The sequence below is a fragment of the Verrucosispora sp. TAA-831 genome (assembly GCF_050780145.1).
Taxonomy (GTDB): domain Bacteria; phylum Actinomycetota; class Actinomycetes; order Mycobacteriales; family Micromonosporaceae; genus Micromonospora.
In genome coordinates this window covers 4,767,422-4,788,187 of the sequence record NZ_CP192240.1, presented here as the reverse complement: position 1 = coordinate 4,788,187, position 20,766 = coordinate 4,767,422, and the positions used below count along the sequence as shown (strand labels likewise).

Sequence of the window (20,766 nt, the reverse complement as noted above, 5' to 3'; positions counted from 1 at the left end):
GGCCCGATTCGGTAGTCGGATCGCGGCATTCGCGGCAATCCTGGTGACCATGGCCACCCCTACGCCACTGTCGCGACTGCTCACCGTCCTGCTGGCCGGCGGGCTCGTCGGCCTCGTCGTGGCGGGGCTCATGCTGCCGGTGAACCTGGTCGCCGGACTCGGCGTGAAGGCGGCGCTGGGCAGTTACGCCGACCTGCCGGACGTGCTGCGTACCCCGGCCACCCCGCAGCGCTCCTACCTCTACGCCAACGACGGCAAGACGCTGATCACCACGTTCTACGACGTCAACCGGACGGACGTGACGCTGGACGAGATCGCCCCGGTGATGCGGCAGGCGATCGTGGCCGCCGAGGACCGGCGCTTCTACGAGCACAGCGGGGTGGACCTGCGCGGCATGGCACGCGCCCTGGTCACCAACGTCACCGAGGGCGGCACCGAGCAGGGTGGCTCGACGCTGACCATGCAGTACGTGCGCAACGTGCTCAAGACCGACTCGACCCGCACCAGCGAGGAACAGGCCGCGGCCACCGAGCAGACCGTCGGGCGCAAGCTCCAGGAGATCCGGTACGCCAACGCGCTGGAACAGCGCCTCGGCAAGGACGAGATCCTCACCCGCTATCTCAACATCGCGTACTTCGGTTCCGGGGCGTACGGGATCGCCGCCGCCAGTGAGCGCTACTTCTCCAAGGTGCCGGCGGATCTGACCCTCGACGAGGCGGCGCTGCTGGCCGGTCTGGTGCAGGCACCCGAGGCGTACAGCCCGATCGACGGTGACGCCGACGCGGCGCTGGCCCGTCGGGGGTACGTGCTGGACGCCATGGTCGCGACCGGCGCGATCACCGCGGACCAGGCGGCCGAGGCCAAGGCCGAGGAGTTGGACCTGGACCCCAGCGAGCAGGCCAACGGCTGCGCGGCCACCGCCGGGGGGCGGGACGGGTGGGGCTTCTTCTGCGACTACCTGCGCCGGTGGTGGATGGAGCAGCCGCAGTTCGGCGACACTCCCACCGAGCGCGAGCAGGCGTTGCGCCGGGGCGGCTACACGGTGGTCACCTCGCTCGACCCGGAGGTCCAGGCCGCCGCGCAGGAGGAGGCCATCAGCGTCTACGGGTACCGCAACCCGCGCGCCCTGCCGATCGCGGCGGTCGAGCCCGGCACCGGTCGGGTGCTCGCCATGGCGGTCAACCGCCACTACAGCCTCGCGGACAACCCGGACGGGCAGGCCAACTACCCGAACACGGTGAACCCACTGATCTCCGGTGGGCCCGGCGTGACCGGTTACCAGGCCGGCTCGACGTTCAAGCTGTTCACCATGCTCGCCGCGCTGGAGTCCGGCCGGACGCTGTCCACCGGGTACGACGCGCCGAGTCGGCTGCCCACCCGGTATCCGGCCGAGGGGGACAGCAGTTGCGACGGCCGGTGGTGCCCGGCCAACGCCAACCCGGCCTGGATGGACGGGTACCGGATGATGTGGGACGGCTTCGGTCGCTCCGTGAACACGTACTTCGTCTGGTTGGCCGAGCAGGTCGGGCCGGCCAAGGTGGTGGAGATGGCGCAGCGCCTGGGCATCACGTTCCGGGCCGAGGCGGACGCGACCTTCGCCACCCAGCGTGCCGCCGACTGGGGCGCGTTCACCCTCGGGGTGTCCGCCACCACCCCGCTCGACGTGGCCAACGCGTACGCGACGGTGGCAGCGGAGGGAACGTACTGCGCGCCGCTGCCCGTGGTGTCGGTGACCGGCCCGGACGGTGCGCGGCTTCCGGTCGGTGACCCCTCCTGCCGGGAGGTGCTCGACGCCGACGTGGCCCGGGCCGCCACCGACGCGGCCCGCTGCCCGGTGGGTCAGCAGTCCGCGTTCGGGCAGTGCAACGGCGGTACCGCCACGGCGGTGAGCGGGATCCTGGCGGGGCGCCCGGTGGCCGGCAAGACCGGCAGCTCCGACGGCGCCGCCACGGAGAGCTTCGTCGCGTACACCCCGCAGGTCGCGGTGGCCGGCATCGCGGCGAACCCGGACGACCCGAACGACTCGGTCGGTGCCACCGTGCAGTCCCGGGTGATCGCCGGGGTGGCCCGGATCATCGCCACCGCGGTCGAGGGGGAGCCCGAGCAGTCGTTCACCGCGCCCAGCCGGGAGTTGGTGGGTACGCCGCGACGGCCGGTCGAGCGGGACCCGGTCGTGGATCGCCGAACCAGCGAGAACCCGCTGTCCGACCTGCGCCGCTGGTTCCAGGGCCGAGGCTGACGACGGCTGTAAGGAAGACGGCTGTAAGGAAGGGTCCCCTGCTATGCACCAGGCGATAGCAGGGGACCCTTCCTTACAGCCGACCGCGTGCAGCGTCAGCGGCGCGGGCGGTACGTGCTGACGACGCTGGGCAGGCCGCGACGGATGATGCCCGCCCAGTCGGTGTCGCCGCGCAGCACCGCCGCCGCGGTCTTGCGGGCCTGCTCGGTGGTGAAGTGCGGCGGCATCATCAGCTCGGCCGGGTCCACCAGCGCGTTGATCACCGTCGGGCGGTCGGCGCGCAGCGCCCGGTCCCAGGCCTGCGGCACCTGGTCGGGGTGGTCGACGAGTTCGCCGCGCAACCCCAGCACCTCGCCCCACTGGTGGTAGGCGATGTCGGGCAGTTGCTGACTGTCCGGGAACATCGGCGTGCCCTCGGTGGAGCGCTGCTCCCAGCTCACGAACGCCAGGTCGCGGTTGTTGAGCACCAGCACCACGAAGCGCGGATCGGCCCAGCCGCGCCAGTACTTGGCCACGGTGATCAGTTCGTTGACGCCGTTCATCTGCATCGCGCCGTCGCCGATCAGGGCGACCAGCGGGCGGTCCGGGTGGGCGAACTTCGCCGCCAGGGCGTACGGCATCGCGCCGCCCATGGACAGCAGGGTGCCGGAGAGGCTGGCCAGCATGCCGGGCCGGACCTGGACGTGCCGGGCGTACCAGGCGGTGGCGGTGCCGCAGTCGACGGCGAGCATCGCGTCGTCGGGCAGCCGTTCGCTGAGGCTGGCGAAGAGCATCTGCGGGTTGACCGGGTCGGCCTGCTGGGCGGCCAGTTCCCGCTGGGCCTGCCGCCAGGCGGCGGTGGCGCCGGCGATGGTCTGCCGCCAGCGGGTCGGTCCGGGCCCCGGGCCGAGTTCGCGCAGCAGGGCGCGCAGGGTGGGCGCGGCGTCGCCGGTCAGGTTCACCTCGGTGGGGTAGCGCAGGCCGAGTTGGGTGCCGTCACGGTCGATCTGTACGGCCCGGGCCTGCCCGGGTGCCGGATAGAACTCCGAGTACGGCATGTTGCTGCCGACGATGAGCAGTCGGTCGCACTCCTTCATGAGCTGCCAGCTCGGGCGGGTGCCGAGCAGGCCGATGGCCCCGGTGACCCAGGGTTCCCGGTGGTCCACCGCGGTGAACCCGAGCAGCGCGGTAGCCACCCCGGCACCGAGCCGGTGGGCGATCTCGCGTACCTCGTTCTCGGCGCCGAGGGCGCCCTGCCCGACCAGCATGGCCACCCGCTCGCCGCCGGCCAGCACCTCGGCGGCGTGCCGGACGTCGGCCTTGGGCGGCACGGTCGGGCCGCTGCTCGGCACGCTGCTGGTGTGGTAGTAGCCGTGCGCGTGCGGCGGGTTCGGCACGGCGGCGAGATCCTGCACGTCGAGCGGCAGGACCAGCGCGGTGACGGTACGCCGGGCCAGCGCGGTCCGGCAGGCCCGGTCGACCAGGTGCCGTACCTGGGACGGGTGGTCGAGCTGGGCGAGGAAGGCCGCCGCGACGTCCTTGTAGAGCGCGAGCAGGTCCACTTCCTGGTAGTAGCCGCCGCCCTCGGCGGTGGTGGCGGTGTGCCCGACCAGCGCCACCACCGGCTGGTGGTCCAGCTTGGCGTCGTAGAGGCCGTTGAGGGCGTGGATGGCACCCGGACCGCTGGTGACCAGCACGCAGCCGATCGACCCGCCACCGTACTTGACGTGGGCGGACGCGGCGAAGCCGGCGGTCTCCTCATGGCGTACCTGGACGAACTGCGCCTGCTCGCTCGTGCGTTGCAGGGCGGAGGTCATGCCGTTGATGCCGTCACCGGGGAAACCGAAGTACCGCCGTACGCCCCAGCAGGCGAGCCGCTGCACGATGTGATCGGCGACGGTGGCGTCCCGGGGCAGTGGCCACGGGTCCGCCGGTACGAGGGTGTGGTCTGCGCTCACCTGGTCCGCCTCTCCGGTCGGGCTCACCCCCGCGAAGGGTGGGCCCGGCATTCCCCGGCTTCCCAGGACAAAACCAGGCATTCTTCGGGTACGCCGTCGAGGCGCCCGGCCGATCTACCCAGCTCTCGGTGCGGTAGAGGCCGTGCGCAGGGGACATCCGCCGGCAGTGGTTCAGCGTTGGCTGACGATGACCCGGGCGGGGCCGTGGTGGCCGAGGGCGACGCTCACCGCGTCGGCGGCCTCGATCACGGCGGTCGCCAGGGCCGCCTCGCGGGCGGCCAGGTTGATCGCCGACAGCGGGCCGGAGATGGACAGCGCGGCGACGATCTCACCCGAGGCGTTGCGGATGGGCGCGGCGAGGCAGGCCCGGCCGAGGGCGAGTTCCTCCTCCTCGGTCGAGTAGCCGCGCGCCCCGCTGGTGGCCAGTTCGGCGTCGAGGCGGTCGTGGTCGGTGATGGTGCGGTGGGTGAACCCGACCAGGTTCTCGCCCAGCAGGACCCGCCGCTGTGCCGGGTCGAGGCCGAGCAGCAGTGCCTTGCCCAGACCGGTGGCGTGCAGCGGAATCGACTGGCCGATCAGCGAGAACGCCCGGGGTGCCGAGCGGCCCTCGAAGTTGCCCAGGTAGAAGCCCTGGTCGTCGCGGCGGATCGCGAGGTTGACCCCGAGACCGTGCTCGGCGGCGAGGTTCTGGGCGGTCTGTCGGGCGGCGCGGTAGACGGGGGACTGGTTGAGCGCCACGCCACCGAGGGTCACCGTCTTCGGACCCAGCCGGTAGAGGTTGGAGATCGGGTCGCGTTCGACCAGGCCGAGGGATTCCAGGGTGCTCAGCAGCCGGGACGCGGTGGAGACACCGAGCCCGGCCTGCCGCGCCACGTCGGTGACCCGCAACTCGGGGCGTCCGAGCAGGAAGGCGTCGAGGATCGCCACTGCTCGCAGGATGCTCTGATTCGATCCGTTGTCGGAAGTCACGTGCGTCCTCTGATATCGGGTTGCGGCATCGACACTGTAGCGGCCGGCCGGGTCGATCTCGGTTTCAGTCCTGGGTATTTCGGACCCTTATCCGGGCGGTCAGCGACAGTGACACCGGGACGTCGAAGGGCAGTGAGGAGTGCCCCAGCGCCGACCGGGCGTGTCGTCCCCGGTCACCGAAGACGTCCCGCAGCAGCTCCGAGGCGGTGTCGGCGACCGGGACGTGTTCGGTGAATCCGGGGGTGGCGTTGATCGCCACGGTGAGCGTCAGCAACTGCTCCACGTCGTCGAGGGAGCCGGCGGCGGCGCGCAGGGTGGCGAGCAGGTTCAGTGTCGCCTGGCGTACCGCCGCCTGCCCGTCGGGCACGCTCAGCTCGGCGCCGAGCTTGCCGGTGGGCAACGGGTGCCCCGGGCGGACCGGGCCGTGCCCGGAGAGCACGGCCAGGTCGCCGCTGACCACCACGGTGTCGTACGCCCCGGAGGCGGTCCGCGCCGGTGGCAGCGTGATGCCGAGGTCGGCGAGGCGACGCTCGGGGGAGGTGCCGTCGGTGCCGCTCACCCGCGTACGCCCCAGTCCGCGTTGATCGCGGCGGCCCGCTCGGCACTGATCGCGCCCGCCGTCGGTGCCTCGGCGAGGTGCCGGATCAGCGTGACCGTGCGGTCCCGCACCGCCTCGAAGAGTCTGCGGCCCTTCTCCACGTCGTGCTTGGCTGGGTCGCCGAGTGCGCCGTTGGTGCTGAACTCGGCCAGTGAGCGGGGCGTGAACCCGCCGACGGCCCGGTCTGGGATGGCCTGACCGCGCAGCAGCTCGTGCGCCGAGGGCAGCAGGGGAGCGGGGCCGCCCAGTTCCTCGGTCACCACCACGTCCGGCACCAGGTGCAGCGCCAGGCTGGTCTCCACCTCGCAGGCGTGGCCATACATCTCGGACTGGGCGATGTCCACCACCACGTCGCGGCCCATCATCGACCAGTGGACCACCGCCACGGTGTGCCCGGTGCGCTGCTTGTACTCGGTCAGGAAGGCGGGCAGGAAGGCCAGGTTCCCGCCGTGGCCGTTCATGATGACGAACCGTTCCAGGCCGTGCCGGGCCAGGCTGGCCAGGTAGTCCTCCAGCAGCGAGCAGAGGGTGCTCACCCGGGCGGTCAGGGTGCCGGGGAAGTCCATGTGGTGTGGGGAGAAGCCGACCGGGATCGGTGGCGTCATCAGGGCCGTACCGTCGGCGGCGGCGACCACCTCCTCGGCCAGCCGTTCCGCGATCCGGTAGTCGATGCCGGCCTTGAGGGCGGGTCCGTGCTGTTCGGTGGCACCGAACGGGATGACTCCGACGGTGGCGGTGGTCAGTGCCTCGCGTACCTGGGGCCAGGTCATGTGGTGGAGTCGGTAGTCGCTGGTCACGGTGCTCCTTCGTCGGTGTGCGGGACGTCGGCCGGGAACGGATGCGGGGCGAAGACGTTGGGTGAACCGCCGGTGTGCAGGAACAGCCACGAGCCCGGACGGTCGTCGGCGAGCAGCGTGGCCATCGCCTTGCTGTTGTAGGTCAGGTCGAGGAACGCGCCGCTGGCCCGCGCGGTGGCCCGTTGCGCGGCGACGGCCGCCGCCGTGGGCACCCCGTGGCCGCCCCCGAGTTGGCCGTCGGTGACCTCCAGGGACACCTCGTCGAGCAGGGTGTCGGGCAGCCCGGCCCGGTCGAGCGCGGCGGCGGCCCGGTCGCGGACCAGCGCCCGCAACCGGGCCGCCGGGGCGAGCGCGGAGGCGACCACCAGTCCGACGGTGGCGCGGCGGGCGGCCAACGCCGCCAGGACGCCACCGGCGGTGTTGCCGGCGCCACCGGCGAGCATGATCCGCTCCGGTGGCCGCTCGGCGAGGGCGTCGGCGAGTTCGTCGACGACGGCGGTGGTGGCCAGCGCGCAGAGGGTGCTTCCGGGTGCGGTCCGGACGTCGACGACGGCCGTCGTCGCCCCGGTCGTCCGGCCCTGCTCGGCGATGGCGGTCATGGTCTGTGCCTGGACGGGATCGAACGCGTCGGTGGTCCGCACCCAGTGCAGGCGGGCGCCGGTGAGCTCGTAGAGCACCTGGTTGCGGCTGGGTTCGGCCGGTGGTTCGCCGCGCAGCACGAGATGGACGCCGAGGCCGGCGGCGCGAGCGGCGGCGGCCACCACCCGGCAGAGGTTGGACTGTGGTCCGGCCGAGGTGACGACGGTGTCGGCGCCGGCCTCGCGGGCCTGGCCGAGCAGGACGTCGACCTGACGGACCTTGTTGCCGCCGAAGGCGAATCCGCCGTGCTCCTCGGCGATCACGACGGGGTTGCCGGCCGGGTGCAGGGTGGGCGCCGGCCAGCAGGTGACCGGCCAGCGGTGGATCCCGACGCGGGGCAGGGCCCGTACGGTGTCGGTCAGCCGGGGGTCCGGGCGACCCCAGGGTGCACTGCCACCCATGGTCAGAACCGCTCGTACTGCTGGTAGAGGGCACCGACCGACTCGCCGGCCCGGACCCGCTGCCGGATCTCCGTCTCGGTGCGGACCGTCGCCTCGGCCTCGACGAGCACGTCCATCGCGATCGCGCGGGGCACGACGACCACTCCGTCGCTGTCGCCGACGATGATGTCGCCGGGGTGCACCGGGACGCCGCCGCAGACCACCGGGGACTGCATGTCGACGACGTTCCAGCGGCCCTTGGCGTCGCGGGCGCTGCGGAACCGGTTGAAGACCGGGAACTTCAGCGGCAGGATCGCGCCGGTGTCGCGGACACCGCCGTCGATGACGGCGCCGACGGCGCCGCGCGCCATCGCTCCGTTGGTCAGCAGCTCGCCCCAGTGGCCGACCGTCCGGTCACCGGCGCAGTCGAAGACCGCGACCTCGCCTGCGGAGAGCTCGTCGATCATCCGGGCACCCAGGCGTACGGAACGGTCGGTGCTTCGTTCGGGGCGGCCCAGCGCGGTGAAGGCCACGCCCGCCACCGCCATGTCGGTGGTCAGCGGCAGCACATCGGTCATCACCTGGTGCCACAGCCCGGCATCGTCCAGCGCGTCGGCGATCGCCGCCACGTAGAGCTTGCCGAAACGGCGGCAGATCTCCTCGACCGGCGGGGTTTCCATCGAACTCCATTCATTGATTGGAACGTGGTTGCACGGACAGTACATGACGTTCCATTCTCAGAACATCCCTTGCAGCCTGTGGAATGGGCTGGTAGGAATCCCTGCAACAGGTTGCGCTGGCTGCATCCGGGCCGACCGAACCGCGAGAGACGGAGAGACGATGTTGAGAGCGGCAGTCGTGGGGATGGGCTGGATGGGTCAGCTCCACGCCGGGATCTACCACCAGCACCCACGGGTCGACCTGGTCGGTCTGGTCGAGCCGGATCCCGCCGCGGAACAGCCGCTCCGCGACCGGTTCGGCGTACCGGTGCACCGTGACATCGCCGAACTGCTCGACCGGGTGGACGTGGTCAGCGTCTGCACCCCGGACCACCTGCACCCGCAGACCACCATCCCGTTCCTGCGGGCCGGCGTCCGGGTGCTGGTCGAGAAGCCACTGGCCACCAGCTCCGCGGACGCGCAGCGGATCCTCGACGCCCGACCCGACCCGCACGCCCTCTCGGTCGGCCACATCCTGCGCTTCGACCCCCGGGTGATCCGCGCCCGCGAGCTGGTCCGTTCCGGCGAGCTCGGTCCCCTGTGGCACGTCGACGTCTGGCGCGACACCACCCGCACGGTGGCCGTACGACCCTCCGAACGCACCAGCGTCGCGTGGTTCCTCGGCATCCACGACGCCGACCTGGTCCGCTTCGTCACCGGGCTCACCGCGGTCCGGGTGGCCGCCCTCGGTCGGGCGGTGCTCTCCGCCCACGCCGACGCGGTCTACGCCACCGTCCGCTACGAGGGCGACGTCATCGGCTCGATGGAGAACAACTGGACGCTGCCCGACGGACGACCCAACCGGGCGCTGGCCGGGTTGCGGGTGGTCGGTGAGCACGGCTCAGTCGAGATCGACCTCGGGCACGTCGACCTGCTGCACGCCACGGCGGACGGGGCGGTCAACGGCGACACCCGCAACTGGCCCAGTCGCGCCGCCAGCGGCGTGTCCAACATCCGCACCGAGGTGGAGGAGTTCGTCCGGGCCGCCGAGGAGGGCGCACCCGCGCCGGTGCCCGGTGAGGAGGGCCTCGCCGCCGTCCGGGTGGTCGAGATGATCCACGCCTCGCTGGCCGCCGACGGCGCGCCGGTCGGGGCCGGAGACACCCGGTGACCGCCGACGTCCGATCTTGGCTGGGCGGCCGGTACACCGACCCGGCCGCCGGGCGCTACCAGGTGTGCAGCCCGGTCGACGGCGAGGTCGTGGCCGAGGTGCACCGGGCCGGACCGGACACGGTGGACGAAGCCGTCCGGGCCGCGTCGGCGGCGGTCGTCGCCGACCGGCGCAGCAGCCCGTACGCGCGCCGGGACCGCTGCCTGGCCGTGGCCGACCGGCTGACCGTCCGACGCGAGGAGATCGCCGCCCTGGTCACCGCCGAGACCGGGCGTACCTACCAGGGCACGCTGGCCGAGGTGGACAAGGCCGCCGAGGGCTTCCGGCTGGCCGGCGAGGAGGCGATCCGGCTGGCCGGGCGTACGCCACCGGTCGCCGCCACCGACAAGCTGGTGACGACCCGATGGCGGCCGACCGGCGTGTGGGCCGTGGTCACCCCCTGGAACTTCCCGGTGAACATCCCGGTCGAGTACCTCGGTCCGCTGGTGGCCACCGGCAACGCCGCCGTCTGGAAGCCGGCACCGACCACGGTGGCCTCCGCCGATCTGGTGCTGCGGTGCATGGTCGAGGCGGGCCTGCCCGAGGGGCAGGTGACCCTGGTCGCCACGGACGACACGAGCGTGGCCGAGTACCTGGTGGGCCATCCGCAGGTGGTGGGCGTCGGGCTGACCGGCAGCACCGCCACCGGCACGGCGGTGGGCCGACGGGCGGCCGGCAAACGACTCCTGCTCGAACTCGGCGGCAACGGCCCGATCATCGTCTTCGCCGACGCCGACCTGGCGCACGCCGCCGACGCGATCGCCGTCTCCTGCTTCACCGCCTCGGGCCAGATCTGCAGTGCCGGTGGTCGGGTGCTGGCCGACGCGCGGATCGCCGGTCCACTGGCCGAGGCGGTCGCCGCCCGCGCCGGGGACTACCCGACCGGCGACCCCTACCAGCCCGCCACCGTGCTCGGGCCGGTCCATCTGCCCGCGCTGGCCACCCGGTTCGAGGAGCAGGTCGGTGCGGCGGCCGGCGGCGGAGCCCGGGTGCTCACCGGCGGCCGGCACCTGTCCGGCTTCCCCACCGGGCAGTACCTGCCGGCCACCGTGGTCGGCGACGTCGCGGTGGACGCGGCACTGAGCCGCCAGGAGTCCTTCGCGCCGGTCGCCCCGATCGTCCCGCTGCCCGAGTCGGAGCTGGTCGCCGAGGCCAACCGGAGCGGGTACGGGTTGTCCACCGCCGTCTTCACCGCCGACCTGGGTCGGGCCCTGGACGCCCTCGACGACCTGGAGTTCGGCAGCGTCGTCGTCAACGACCGCTCCACCTACTGGGAGCTGCACCTGCCCTTCGGCGGCTGGGAGGGCAAGGACTCCGGGACCGGCCGGGTGGGTGTCCCGGCCGTCGTCCGCGCGGTCTGCCAGCAGCAGACCCTCTCCCTGTCCCGCCCGTGACCCCGCCCCAGCGGCAGAACCGGAAGGTGGTGAACCTTTGATCAACTACACGATCCGGAGACTCCTGCTCGCCGTCGTCATCCTGTGGGGCGCGCTGACCCTGGTCTTCGCGGTGGTCCGGCTGGTGCCCGGTGACCCGGTCAGCGTCATCCTCGGCCCCGACGCCACCGCCGAGGAGGTCGCCGACGCCCGCCGGGAACTCGGCCTGGAACGCAACGTCGTGATCCAGTACGCCACCTTCCTCGGCCGGGTGACCCAACTCGACTTCGGACAGTCGTTCCGGCACAACCGGGACGCCTTCGAGATGGTCATCGAACGGCTGCCCGCCACCGTCACCCTGGCGCTGACCGCGATCTGCATCGCGCTGGTGGCCAGCTTCCTGCTCGGTATCGCCGCGGCGCTGCGCCCGCGCGGTGTCGCCGACCGGGCCATCTCGGTGCTGTCGCTGATCGGCCAGTCGCTGCCGAGCTTCTGGGTCGGCATCATCCTGCTGCTGATCTTCGCCCGGCAGCTCGGTTGGCTGCCCAGCGCCGGCAACAGCACACCGCAACACCTGATCCTGCCGGCGGTCACGCTGGCGCTTCCCTTCACCAGCATCCTGGTCCGGTTGATCCGGTCCGGGCTGCTGGAGGTCCTCGGCGAGGGCTACATCCAGACCGCCCGGTCCAAGGGCCTGCGGGAGAGCGTGGTGCTCTTCCGGCACGCGCTGCGCAACATGTTGATCCCGGTGGTCACCGTCGCCGGGCTCCAACTCGGCGCGCTGCTCGGCGGCACGGTCGTGGTCGAAGAGGTCTTCTCCTGGCCCGGCCTGGGGCGGCTGCTCGTGGACGCGATCGGCAACCGGGACTACACCGTGATCCAGGCCGCCATCGCCTTCGTCACCACCGCGTTCGTCCTGGTGAACCTGGTCGTGGACCTGCTCTACGCGTACATCGATCCTCGCGTGCGGGTGGTGAACTGATGGCTGACGCTACTGCGACCACGGCCCTGCGGACCCGGTCCCGACGCCGACCACCGGCGCTGCTGTTCCGGCTCTGCCTGGGCATCATCGGCCTGGCCGTGCTGGCCGGCGTGATCGGCCCCTGGCTGGTGCCGTTCGACGTGACCGAGACCAACCTCGCCGACCGGCTGCAATCGCCCGGTGCCGTGCTCTCCGACGGCTCCCGTGCCTGGTTCGGCACCGACGACGTCGGGCGCGGCATGCTCAGCCAGATCCTCATCGGCGCCCGGGTGTCCCTGCTGGTGGGGGTGGCGACCCTGCTGATCTCCGGCCTGTTCGGCACCGTGGTCGGCATCGTCGCCGGTTTCGTCGGTGGATGGGTGGACGGCCTGCTCATGCGGTTGGCCGACATCCAGCTCGCCTTCCCCTCCATTCTGTTGGCCATCCTGATCGCGGCCCTGCTCGGGCCCAGCCTGGTCAACGTCATCGCGGTGCTGGCGGTGACCATCTGGGTGATCTTCGCCCGGGTGGCCCGGGCGCAGACCATGGCCGTGCGCAACCGCGAGTACGTCGACGCCAGCCGGGTGCTCGGCGCCCGGCCGCTCTTCCTGATCTGGCGGTGCATCCTGCCCGCCTGTGCCGCGCCGCTGCTGGTGGTCGCCACCGTGGAACTCGGCATGGTGATCATCACCGAGGCCGCCCTGAGCTTCCTCGGGCTCGGCACTCCGACCGCGACCCCGAGCTGGGGTCTGACCATCGCCAACGGCCGCGGCTACGTGGCCGACGCGTGGTGGATCTCCACCCTGCCCGGTGTCGCGCTCTCCCTGCTCGTCGTCGCCTGCGGGGTGGTCGGCGACGAACTCCGCGACCGGCTCGATCCACACCTGAAGCACCGGTGAGGTCGCGGCCGACCCTTCACGAGCGAACGATGGAGGAGACAATGACATGGATAAGCAGAGCACGTCGGCCCCTGGTGGCCGGCCTGCTCGCGATGACCCTCGTCGGTGTCGGCGCCGCCTGCGGCGGCGGTTCCGGTGACGGCGACCAGGACCAGACGCTGCGGGTCGGGGTGCCGATCCGGATGCTCTCGGTCGACCCGCACGGCACCGCCATCTCCGACCGCAGCACCCTGACCCTGGCCCTGCACCTGTTCGACCCGCTGGTCGCCTCCGAGGGCGGCGAGATCACCGGGCGGCTCGCCGAGAGCTGGGAGAACGTCGACGACACCACCACCCGGTTCACCCTGCGTCAGGGCGTGACCTTCCACGACGGGTCGCCGCTGACCAGCGCCGACGTCAAGGCGTCGCTGGACCGGCTCTTCGCGGCGAGCACCGCCCTGGCCCCGCTGTTCGCCACCATCGAGGAGGTCAAGGCTCCCGACGAGCAGACCGTCGAGGTCATCACCAGCCGGGCCACCGGCTCGCTGCTGACCAACCTCTCGATGGCGTACATCGGCAGCAAGGCCCAGATCGAGTCGGGCGAGATCGAGAGCCGTCCGGTCGGCACCGGCGCGTTCAAGCTGGAGGACTTCCGCTCCGGCGAGCGGGCCCACATGGTCGCCAACGAGTCGTACTGGGACGGCGCGCCCAAGTACGAGCGGTTGGAGTTCCAGGAGATCTCCGAGGACGCCGCCCGGCTCACCGCGCTGCGTACCGGTGAGATCGACGTGACGTACTCCCTGCCGCCGGACCAGCTCGACCAGGTACGCGGGTTCGACCAGGTGACCGTGGAGAGCGGGCCGAGCGCGACGTTCTACGTGATCTGGTTGAACAACGCGCGCAAGCCGTTGGACGACCCGAAGGTCCGGCAGGCGCTGTGGCACGCGGTCGACTTCTCCTCCATCCAGGAGAACCTGTTCGGCGAGAGCGCCGTACTGGCCAAGGCGCCGGTGCCGCAGTCGGTGTTCGGCGCGGCGCAGTTGCCCGGCTACACCTACGACCAGCAGCGTGCCCGGCAACTGCTGGCGGAGGCGGGCTACCCGAACGGCTTCACCACCAGCATCCAGTGGAGCGCGAACTGCTGCGCCAACATCCGGCCGCTGGTCCAGTCGATCCTCAGCGCCTGGAAGGAGGTCGGGGTGACGGTGGAGATGCAGGAGAAGGAAGCCGGGCAGTGGCTCGACGACCTGCTGGCCCTGGAGTGGGACATGAACATCCAGGACGGCGTCGTGGTCACCCAGGACGCGGAGTTCGTGCTCGGTCGGCTCTACACCTGCGCCGCCAAGCGACTCGGCTACTGCAACGAGGAGTACGACCGGGTCATCGCCGACGCCTCCCAGGAACTCGACCCGCAGGAACGGCAACGCAAGCTCCAGCGGGCCCAGGAGATCCTCTGGGCCGACGCGCCCGGTGCCTGGCCGTTCGAGCTGACCGCCTCGGCCGCCTGGCGCGACCGGGTCAGCGGCTTCGGTCCGCCGCCGACCAACGTGCCCGACTTCCGTGGTGTCTCGCTGAACTGACCGCACCGGCCGGGTGCACCGGCCGACGAGGAGGACCTGATGTCCCTGCTGTCCCTGCACGACGTCGTCGTCGAGTTCGACTCCCGGGTGGGACCGGTGCGGGCTCTGGACGGGGTCAGCCTGGACGTCGCCGAAGGGGAGACCCTCGCCCTGCTGGGCGAGTCCGGCAGCGGCAAGAGCGTCACCGCGCAGGCCATCCTCGGCCTGCTGCCCCGGCCCGCCGGCCGGATCGCCGCAGGCCGGATCACCTTCGACGGTACGGAGCTGACCACGGCCTCGGCACGGCGGATGCGCGCCGTCCGCGGTGGCGAGATCAGCATGGTCTTCCAGGATCCGCTCTCCTCGCTCAACCCGGTGCACCCGATTGGTCGGCAGATCGGCGAGACGCTGCGGGTGCACCGGGGCCTGTCCAAGGCCAAGGCCCGCGCCGAGGCGCTCGATCTGATGCGCCGGGTCGGCATCCCCGACCCGGCGCGCCGGATCGACGACTACCCGCACCAGCTCTCCGGCGGGATGCGGCAACGCATCATGATCGCCATCGCGATCGCCCTGCGCCCGCGCCTGATCATCGCCGACGAGCCGACCACCGCGCTCGACGTCACCGTCCAGGCGCAGATCCTGCAACTGCTCGCCGACCTGCAACGCGACTACCGGATGGCGCTCATCCTGATCAGCCATGACCTCGGCGTGGTGGCCGCGCACGCCAGCCGCATCGCGGTCATGTACGCCGGGCGCATCGTCGAGACCGGCCCACTGCGCCAGGTGTACGAGAACCCGGCCCACCCGTACACCCGCAGCCTGCTCCAGTCGGTGCCGACGCTCACCGCGCCCACCGAACGGCTCACTCCGATCCCGGGTGCGCCGCCGTCGCCGGAGGCCCTGCCACCCGGCTGCCCGTTCCACCCCCGGTGCGCGTGGCGGGTCGACCTGTGCACGCAGCAGCGGCCCACGCTGGAACTGCTGCCCACCGCCGACGGCCCGGGACGCGCCGCGGCCTGCCATCGCTCCGAGGAGGTACGCGACGATGCCTGACCCCACCGAGCCGGCCCTGTTGGAGGTCGAGGACCTGCGGGTGCACTACCCGATCCGGTCCAGCGTGCTGCGTCGCACGGTCGGTCACGTCCGCGCCGTCGACGGTGTCTCCTTCCGGATCGGGGCCGGCGAGACCCTGGCACTGGTCGGCGAGTCGGGCTGCGGCAAGACCTCCACGGCCCGCGCCCTGATCGGTCTGGAACGCGCCACCGGGGGCACCATCCGCTTCGACGGCCGTGACCTGACCCGCCTCAGCGCGGCCGAACGTCGCCAACTCACCCGCCGGGTGCAGTACGTCTTCCAGGACCCGTACGCCTCGCTGAACCCACGGCTCACCGTCCGGGAGATCCTCCGCGAGGGCTGGTTGATCCACCGTGACCTGGTGCCGCGCCGCGAGCAGGCCGACGAGGTGGTCCGGTTGCTGGAACAGGTGGGGCTGACCGCCGCCCACGCCGACCGGTACCCGCACCAGTTCTCCGGCGGCCAACGGCAACGCATCGGCATCGCCCGCGCGCTGTCGATGCGACCCGCCCTGATCATCTGTGACGAGCCGGTCTCCGCGCTGGACGTGTCGATCCAGGCGCAGATCCTCAACCTCCTCGCCGACCTGCGCGCCGAGATGGGTCTGTCCTACCTGTTCATCTCGCACGACCTGCACGTGGTGCGCCACGTCAGCGATCAGGTCGCGGTGATGTACCTCGGCACCGTCGTCGAGCAGGGCCCGGCCCGGGAGGTCTTCGAGTCGCCGACCCACCCGTACACCCAGGCGCTGCTCTCCGCGGCGCCCGACCCGTTCCCGTGGCGGCAGCAGGGTCCGGAGCCGATCGTGCTCGCCGGTGACCTGCCCTCCCCGGCGGACCCGCCGTCGGGCTGCCCGTTCCGTACCCGCTGCTGGTTGGCCCGCCCGGAGTGTGCCGAGCACCGGCCGCCGCTGGTCGGGGAGCGACACCGGTGGGCCTGTCCGGTCGTGTCCGCACCGGCGGTCTCCCGGTGAGCCGACGGGTCCTGGTCACCGGCGCGGCCGGAGCGATCGGCACCGCCCTGGTCGCCGCCTTCCTGGCCCGGGGGTGGCGGGTCGCCGCGCTGGACCGGCGGCAGCCGGAGCCGGCGGTCGCTGCGGAGCCCGGAGCACCGGTGGCCGAGTCCCCGACCAGGTTGACCTGGCTGGCCGCCGACGTGACCGACGCGGCGGCCGTCGAGGCCGCCGTCGACCGGCTCCGCGCCGACTGGGGTGGACTCGACGTCCTGGTCAACAACGCCGCCGTCGGTCCGCCCCGGGCACCGGTGGGCCGGGAGACGGCCGCACACCTGCGCGGCGTGTTGGAGGTGAACCTCGTCGCCCCGCTCGCCCTGGTCCAGGCCACGCTGCCGCTGCTCGCCGTCGGGGACGCGCCCGCCGTCGTGCAACTCTCCTCGATCGGCGGCTCCCGGGCTTTCCGGGGCAACGCGGCGTACGTGGCCAGCAAGGGCGGCCTTGAGGCGATGACCCGCGCCCTGGCGCTGGACCTGGCCGGACGCGGCATCCGGGTCAACGCGGTGGCCCCCGCGATGGTGCGTACCCCGGGTTGGGACGACGCCGGACCGGAGGAGGTCGCCCGGCGTACCGGCCTCGTCCCCCTCGGCCGCCCGGGCACCCTCGCGGAGATCGCCGCCGCGGTGGGTTTCCTCGCCGGACCGGAGTCCGGCTACATCACCGGGGTGGTGCTGCCGGTCGACGGCGGTCTGGGCGCCCAGGCGTACAGCCCGGTGGAGGAACCCGGCGTCGCCGCCACCCTCGACGCCGGGGACGACTGATGCGGATCGCCACGCTGGCCCGGATGCTGCCGCACCCGGAGACGGTCTGCGTCGGCGCGGACGGGCACCTCTACGCCGGACTCGCCCTGGGCAGCCCGCAGGGGCGCGGCCCGATCGTCCGGATCGACCCCGACGACGGCTCCGCGCAGTGGTTCACCGACACGGGCGGACGGATTCTCGGGCTCGCCCGCGCCGGAGACGGTCTCGTCGGGTGCGACGTGGCCCGGGCGGAACTGGTCCGGATCTCCTCCGACGGCGTGGTCACCGCCCGCCTCGGCACCGCCGACGACCGGCGGCTGCTCCGCCCGAACGGCTGCGTCGTCGACGCCGCCGGAGGCGTCTGGTTCACCGACTCCGGCACCGCCACGGCCGGCGAACCGACCGGCTCGGTCTGCTACGCGGCACCTGGACAGACCGGGACGTGCCGGGTGGCCGCCACCGACCTGGTCTATCCCAACGGCATCGGGATCAGCCCGGACGGCAGCACCCTGTACGTCTCGCTGACCCGGGACAACACCCTGCTGGCCTTCGACGTGGTCGGTCCCGGTCGGCTCTCCGGCCGTCGCACGGTCGCCACCGGTGGCGCGCTGGCCGACGGACCGGACGGGCTCACCGTCGCCCCCGACGGCACCTGCTACCTGGCGGTCACCCGGGGCTCCCGGGTCGTCCGGATCACTCCCGGCGGCCGGGTCGACACCGTGATCGAGGCACCCGACCTGCTGCGGATGCCGTCCCACGCGGCGCTGCACGGCACCCGGCTGCTGGTGCCCTCGCTGTTCGGCGACACCGTCACCGCCGTCGACCTCGCGCGGGGCGGGGCGTCGGGCGAGTAGGGTCGGCAGGTGGTCGTGCACCGGTTGAGCAGAGGTGAGGCACGGCGGATCGCGGTGCACGCGCAACTGCTCGCGGCACCGCGCCCGACCGATCTGGTGGCGGTCGTCGAGCGCCTGACGTTCCTCCAGATCGACCCGACGGCGGCCATCGCGCCGAGTGCCGACCTGGTGCTGTGGAGCCGGATCGGCCCGACCTACGACCCCGCCGACCTGGTCCGGGCCGTCGAGACCGATCGGAGGCTGGTGGAGACGGTCGCCTACATCCGCTCGCCCCGCGACCTGCCCGCCGTGATCGCCGAGACACGCGGTGCCGAGATGCACCCGACCATCCGGGAGTGGCTGCACGGCAACGAGTCGTTCCGCCGCGACATCCTGGCACTGCTGGCGGAGTCGGGGCCGCTGCTCTCCCGGGACATCCCCGACACCAGCGTCGTGCCGTGGCCGTCGTCGGGGTGGACCAACAACCGCAACGTGACGAAGATGCTCGAATCCCTGGCGCTGCACGGCCACATCGCGATCTCCGGCCGTAAGGGGCGGCAGCGCTACTGGGACCTCCCCGCCCGCGTCCACGCCGTCGAGCTGCCCGAACTCGATCACGATCACGCAGTCCGGCTCCGCAACGAGCGCCGACTCGCGGCCCTCGGCATCGCCCGGTCCACCGGTACGCAGATGCCGGGTGAGTCGCCGTACGTCGGTGACGCGGGAGAGGAGGCCGTCGTCGAGGGCGTACCGGGCGTCTGGCGGGTGCACCCGGCGTACGTCGGGCTGCCCTTCGAGGGGCGTACGGCGTTGCTCTCCCCGTTCGACCGGCTGATCCACGACCGGGTACGCACCGAGCAGCTCTTCGACTTCGAGTACATCCTGGAGATGTACAAGCCCCGGGAGAAACGCCGGTGGGGCTACTTCGCCCTGCCCGTCCTGCATCACGACCGGCTCGTCGGCAAACTGGACGCGACCGCCGACCGCAGGAGCGGCCGACTCGTGGTCAACGCCGTTCACGAGGATGTCCCCTTCACCGCCGCGATGACCGCCGACGTCCACGCCGAGATCCAGAACCTCGCCGGTTGGCTCGGACTCACCGTCGACGACTAGGTGTCGTACTCGCCGAGATCCCACGGCGGGCTGAACGCCATGTAGTCGCCCGGCTCGACGGTGACCCACCAGGTGTCGTCGTCCTCCTCCGGCGCGCGGGGGATCAGGCCGAAGATGGTGCCGTACCGGTCGACCGAGAAGGGTTCGACCTCGATGCGGTCGAAGGTGACGCTGCCCAACTCGGCCAACCGGGCCTCGTACGCCGCCCGCCGCGCCTCGCGGTCCATCAGCGCCCTCGGGCCGAAGGCGTCGATCCTCGCCTCCAGGAACCGTCCGTCGGCATCGAAGAGGTAGAGGGCGACGAACTCCTGGCCGTCGTCGTTGCCGTGGGTGCCGGGCTCGAACGGGGTGGTGAGGAAGAACTGCCGACCGTCGCCGGTGCGTCCCACGTGCTCGGCGTGGTAGTCGTCATGGTCGATGGCCAGGCGGGTCGGTGGTCCGGCGTCCATCCAGCGGGTCCTCTCGCGTCCACGGGTGAGCCGCAGCGGTCACCCCGGCCACATCATGGCGGGCCGGTACGACACGGGCGACCGTCGTGCAAATAGCGGTCGCTGGTGACGGACAGACGCCCGGACCGCCGATGGATTCAGGACCCGCGGGCGACCCTCAAGTGCCGAGTCCAAGTCGCGGAAGTGCACGATCGCGTTGCTGAGCGGGAGGTCGGAACGTCGACCCACGAGTTCGTAGAGACCGCTCTCTGATCGCGATACGCCCGATTCCCTGTGCCCGAACCACCGCATGAGTCCATGATGGACATCGTCGATCACCACTTCCACCCTCTGTCGCAGGCCGGACCGGGCGGGGTCGACTCGGGGCTACGAGTGCCCCTCCTGCGTCGGAAGCCGGCGACGGCTCGGGCGCGGTGCGAAGCTGGCGATCACCGCCATCTCGGCCCTCGATCTTGGGAAACCGAGGGGACACCGAGCGGATCGGGTCGGACCACTACGGCACCCGTCGAAGTCGGTCCGGCAGAATCGGCGGGTGCCCGTCCACCTGATCACCGACCCCGACGACGAGCGGATCGGCGACTACCGTGCGCTGACCGACGTCGAGTTGCGGACCCGCTGGGAGCCACCACACGGCCTGTTCATCGCCGAGGGGGAGCTGGTGCTGCGCCGGGCGCTGCGGGCCGGGTACCCGGCGCGGTCCTACCTGATCGACGCCAAGCGGGTCGACCAACTCGGCGACCTGGACACCGGCGACGCCCCGGTCTACGCCGCCAGCCAGGACGTGCTGCGCGAGGCCACCGGATTCCACGTGCACCGGGGGGTCCTCGCGTCGTTCCGGCGCACACCGTTGCCGAGCGCCGCCGAGGTGCTCGCCACCGCCCGCCGGGTGGTGATCCTGGAGGACGTCAACAACCACACCAACCTGGGCGCGATCTTCCGGGCGGTCGCCGCGCTCGGGGTGGACGCGGTGCTGCTCTCGCCGTCCTGCGCCGACCCGCTCTACCGGCGTAGCGTACGGGTCAGCATGGGGGAGGTCTTCGCCGTGCCGTACGCGAAGCTGGAGCCCTGGCCGGCGGCGCTGGACCAGGTCCGGGCCGCCGGGTTCACCGTGCTGGCGATGACCCCGGCCCCGGACGCGGTGCCCATCCAGCGGCTGACGCCGGAGCAGCGGGCCCGCGCGGCGCTGCTGCTCGGTGCCGAGGGGGCCGGGTTGACGGCGGCGGCGATGACCGCCAGCGACGTACGCGTGGTGATCCCGATGCGGCGCGGCGTGGACTCGCTCAACGTGGCCGCCGCCACCGCCGTGGCCTGCTGGGAGTTGGGCCGCGACGACGCCTGACCGTCGA

General features: G+C 72.1%; 19 protein-coding genes. 12 read left to right on the top strand and 7 right to left on the bottom strand.

Annotated elements, in window-relative coordinates:
* Positions 1 to 49: 49 nt before the first annotated feature.
* Positions 50 to 2,239 carry a transglycosylase domain-containing protein gene (locus tag ACQVFL_RS21180; RefSeq protein WP_431727450.1) on the top strand — a complete coding sequence of 730 codons (2,190 nt, stop codon included), beginning with the start codon at positions 50 to 52 and terminating at the stop codon, positions 2,237 to 2,239.
* Positions 2,240 to 2,334: 95 nt separating this feature from the next.
* On the opposite strand, the gene ACQVFL_RS21175 is transcribed toward ACQVFL_RS21180, so the two are convergent.
* The 6 genes from ACQVFL_RS21175 to ACQVFL_RS21150 form a co-directional block, all read right to left on the bottom strand.
* Positions 2,335 to 4,176, bottom strand: a complete 1,842-nt coding sequence (locus ACQVFL_RS21175) for a thiamine pyrophosphate-requiring protein (RefSeq protein WP_431727449.1) — start codon at positions 4,174 to 4,176, stop codon at positions 2,335 to 2,337.
* Between the two features lie 171 nt (positions 4,177 to 4,347).
* Complete coding sequence (locus tag ACQVFL_RS21170; RefSeq protein WP_396698622.1) at positions 4,348 to 5,145, bottom strand: IclR family transcriptional regulator; 798 nt, start codon at positions 5,143 to 5,145, stop codon at positions 4,348 to 4,350.
* Between the two features lie 64 nt (positions 5,146 to 5,209).
* On the bottom strand, positions 5,210 to 5,704 hold the full coding sequence (locus ACQVFL_RS21165) for a RidA family protein (protein WP_396698624.1): 495 nt from the start codon (positions 5,702 to 5,704) through the stop codon (positions 5,210 to 5,212).
* Positions 5,701 to 6,540: a creatininase family protein gene (locus ACQVFL_RS21160; protein ID WP_396698626.1), complete on the bottom strand. Its 840-nt coding sequence runs from the start codon at positions 6,538 to 6,540 to the stop codon at positions 5,701 to 5,703. Before ACQVFL_RS21160 ends, ACQVFL_RS21165 begins: the two co-directional genes overlap by 4 nt.
* Complete coding sequence (locus tag ACQVFL_RS21155; protein ID WP_396698628.1) at positions 6,537 to 7,580, bottom strand: pyridoxal-phosphate dependent enzyme; 1,044 nt, start codon at positions 7,578 to 7,580, stop codon at positions 6,537 to 6,539. Before ACQVFL_RS21155 ends, ACQVFL_RS21160 begins: the two co-directional genes overlap by 4 nt.
* A gap of 2 nt (positions 7,581 to 7,582) precedes the next feature.
* The gene (locus ACQVFL_RS21150; protein ID WP_161595072.1) at positions 7,583 to 8,239 is read right to left on the bottom strand and encodes an RraA family protein; all 657 of its coding nucleotides are present in this window, start codon (positions 8,237 to 8,239) and stop codon (positions 7,583 to 7,585) included.
* 160 nt (positions 8,240 to 8,399) lie between these two features.
* Between ACQVFL_RS21150 and ACQVFL_RS21145 the strand changes: the two genes are divergently transcribed.
* Genes ACQVFL_RS21145 through ACQVFL_RS21100 form a run of 10 tightly spaced genes read left to right on the top strand, consistent with a single transcriptional unit; the run spans position 8,400 to position 18,971 of the window.
* Positions 8,400 to 9,389: a Gfo/Idh/MocA family protein gene (locus ACQVFL_RS21145; RefSeq protein WP_431727448.1), complete on the top strand. Its 990-nt coding sequence runs from the start codon at positions 8,400 to 8,402 to the stop codon at positions 9,387 to 9,389.
* Entirely contained in the window at positions 9,386 to 10,822 is a 1,437-nt protein-coding gene (locus tag ACQVFL_RS21140) for an aldehyde dehydrogenase family protein (RefSeq protein ID WP_431727447.1), read from the top strand. The genes ACQVFL_RS21145 and ACQVFL_RS21140 overlap by 4 nt, the downstream gene beginning before the upstream one ends.
* A gap of 37 nt (positions 10,823 to 10,859) precedes the next feature.
* On the top strand, positions 10,860 to 11,783 hold the full coding sequence (gene nikB, locus ACQVFL_RS21135; protein WP_431727446.1) for a nickel ABC transporter permease: 924 nt from the start codon (positions 10,860 to 10,862) through the stop codon (positions 11,781 to 11,783).
* Positions 11,783 to 12,661: an ABC transporter permease gene (locus ACQVFL_RS21130; protein ID WP_396698637.1), complete on the top strand. Its 879-nt coding sequence runs from the start codon at positions 11,783 to 11,785 to the stop codon at positions 12,659 to 12,661. The genes nikB and ACQVFL_RS21130 overlap by 1 nt, the downstream gene beginning before the upstream one ends.
* A 41-nt stretch (positions 12,662 to 12,702) precedes the next feature.
* Entirely contained in the window at positions 12,703 to 14,220 is a 1,518-nt protein-coding gene (locus tag ACQVFL_RS21125) for an ABC transporter substrate-binding protein (RefSeq protein ID WP_396698639.1), read from the top strand.
* 39 nt (positions 14,221 to 14,259) lie between these two features.
* Complete coding sequence (locus tag ACQVFL_RS21120; protein ID WP_396698641.1) at positions 14,260 to 15,252, top strand: ABC transporter ATP-binding protein; 993 nt, start codon at positions 14,260 to 14,262, stop codon at positions 15,250 to 15,252.
* Positions 15,245 to 16,246, top strand: coding sequence for an ABC transporter ATP-binding protein (locus ACQVFL_RS21115; RefSeq protein ID WP_396698643.1), 1,002 nt, complete (start codon positions 15,245 to 15,247; stop codon positions 16,244 to 16,246). The genes ACQVFL_RS21120 and ACQVFL_RS21115 overlap by 8 nt, the downstream gene beginning before the upstream one ends.
* Positions 16,243 to 17,046, top strand: a complete 804-nt coding sequence (locus ACQVFL_RS21110; RefSeq protein ID WP_431727445.1) for an SDR family NAD(P)-dependent oxidoreductase — start codon at positions 16,243 to 16,245, stop codon at positions 17,044 to 17,046. Before ACQVFL_RS21115 ends, ACQVFL_RS21110 begins: the two co-directional genes overlap by 4 nt.
* Positions 17,046 to 17,879, top strand: coding sequence for an SMP-30/gluconolactonase/LRE family protein (locus tag ACQVFL_RS21105; protein ID WP_431727444.1), 834 nt, complete (start codon positions 17,046 to 17,048; stop codon positions 17,877 to 17,879). Before ACQVFL_RS21110 ends, ACQVFL_RS21105 begins: the two co-directional genes overlap by 1 nt.
* Before the next feature lie 9 nt (positions 17,880 to 17,888).
* Positions 17,889 to 18,971 (top strand): DNA glycosylase AlkZ-like family protein, encoded by a 1,083-nt coding sequence (locus ACQVFL_RS21100; protein ID WP_431727443.1) that lies wholly within the window; start codon positions 17,889 to 17,891, stop codon positions 18,969 to 18,971.
* On the opposite strand, the gene ACQVFL_RS21095 is transcribed toward ACQVFL_RS21100, so the two are convergent.
* Complete coding sequence (locus tag ACQVFL_RS21095; protein ID WP_431727442.1) at positions 18,968 to 19,420, bottom strand: hypothetical protein; 453 nt, start codon at positions 19,418 to 19,420, stop codon at positions 18,968 to 18,970. The genes ACQVFL_RS21100 and ACQVFL_RS21095 overlap by 4 nt on opposite strands.
* 532 nt (positions 19,421 to 19,952) lie before the next feature.
* Between ACQVFL_RS21095 and ACQVFL_RS21090 the strand changes: the two genes are divergently transcribed.
* Positions 19,953 to 20,759 (top strand): TrmH family RNA methyltransferase, encoded by an 807-nt coding sequence (locus tag ACQVFL_RS21090; RefSeq protein WP_431727441.1) that lies wholly within the window; start codon positions 19,953 to 19,955, stop codon positions 20,757 to 20,759.
* Positions 20,760 to 20,766 lie beyond the last annotated feature (7 nt).

Bases quoted from the DNA above. Each gene is read 5' to 3' on its own strand.
- ACQVFL_RS21180 (WP_431727450.1), top strand. From the start codon at position 50: ATGGCCACCCCTACGCCACTGTCGCGACTGCTCACCGTCCTGCTGGCC.
- ACQVFL_RS21155 (WP_396698628.1), bottom strand. From the start codon at position 7,580: ATGGGTGGCAGTGCACCCTGGGGTCGCCCGGACCCCCGGCTGACCGAC.
- ACQVFL_RS21115 (WP_396698643.1), top strand. From the start codon at position 15,245: ATGCCTGACCCCACCGAGCCGGCCCTGTTGGAGGTCGAGGACCTGCGG.
- ACQVFL_RS21150 (WP_161595072.1), bottom strand. From the start codon at position 8,239: ATGGAAACCCCGCCGGTCGAGGAGATCTGCCGCCGTTTCGGCAAGCTC.
- ACQVFL_RS21105 (WP_431727444.1), top strand. From the start codon at position 17,046: ATGCGGATCGCCACGCTGGCCCGGATGCTGCCGCACCCGGAGACGGTC.
- ACQVFL_RS21120 (WP_396698641.1), top strand. From the start codon at position 14,260: ATGTCCCTGCTGTCCCTGCACGACGTCGTCGTCGAGTTCGACTCCCGG.
- ACQVFL_RS21130 (WP_396698637.1), top strand. From the start codon at position 11,783: ATGGCTGACGCTACTGCGACCACGGCCCTGCGGACCCGGTCCCGACGC.
- ACQVFL_RS21125 (WP_396698639.1), top strand. From the start codon at position 12,703: ATGACATGGATAAGCAGAGCACGTCGGCCCCTGGTGGCCGGCCTGCTC.
- ACQVFL_RS21095 (WP_431727442.1), bottom strand. From the start codon at position 19,420: ATGGACGCCGGACCACCGACCCGCCTGGCCATCGACCATGACGACTAC.
- ACQVFL_RS21145 (WP_431727448.1), top strand. From the start codon at position 8,400: ATGTTGAGAGCGGCAGTCGTGGGGATGGGCTGGATGGGTCAGCTCCAC.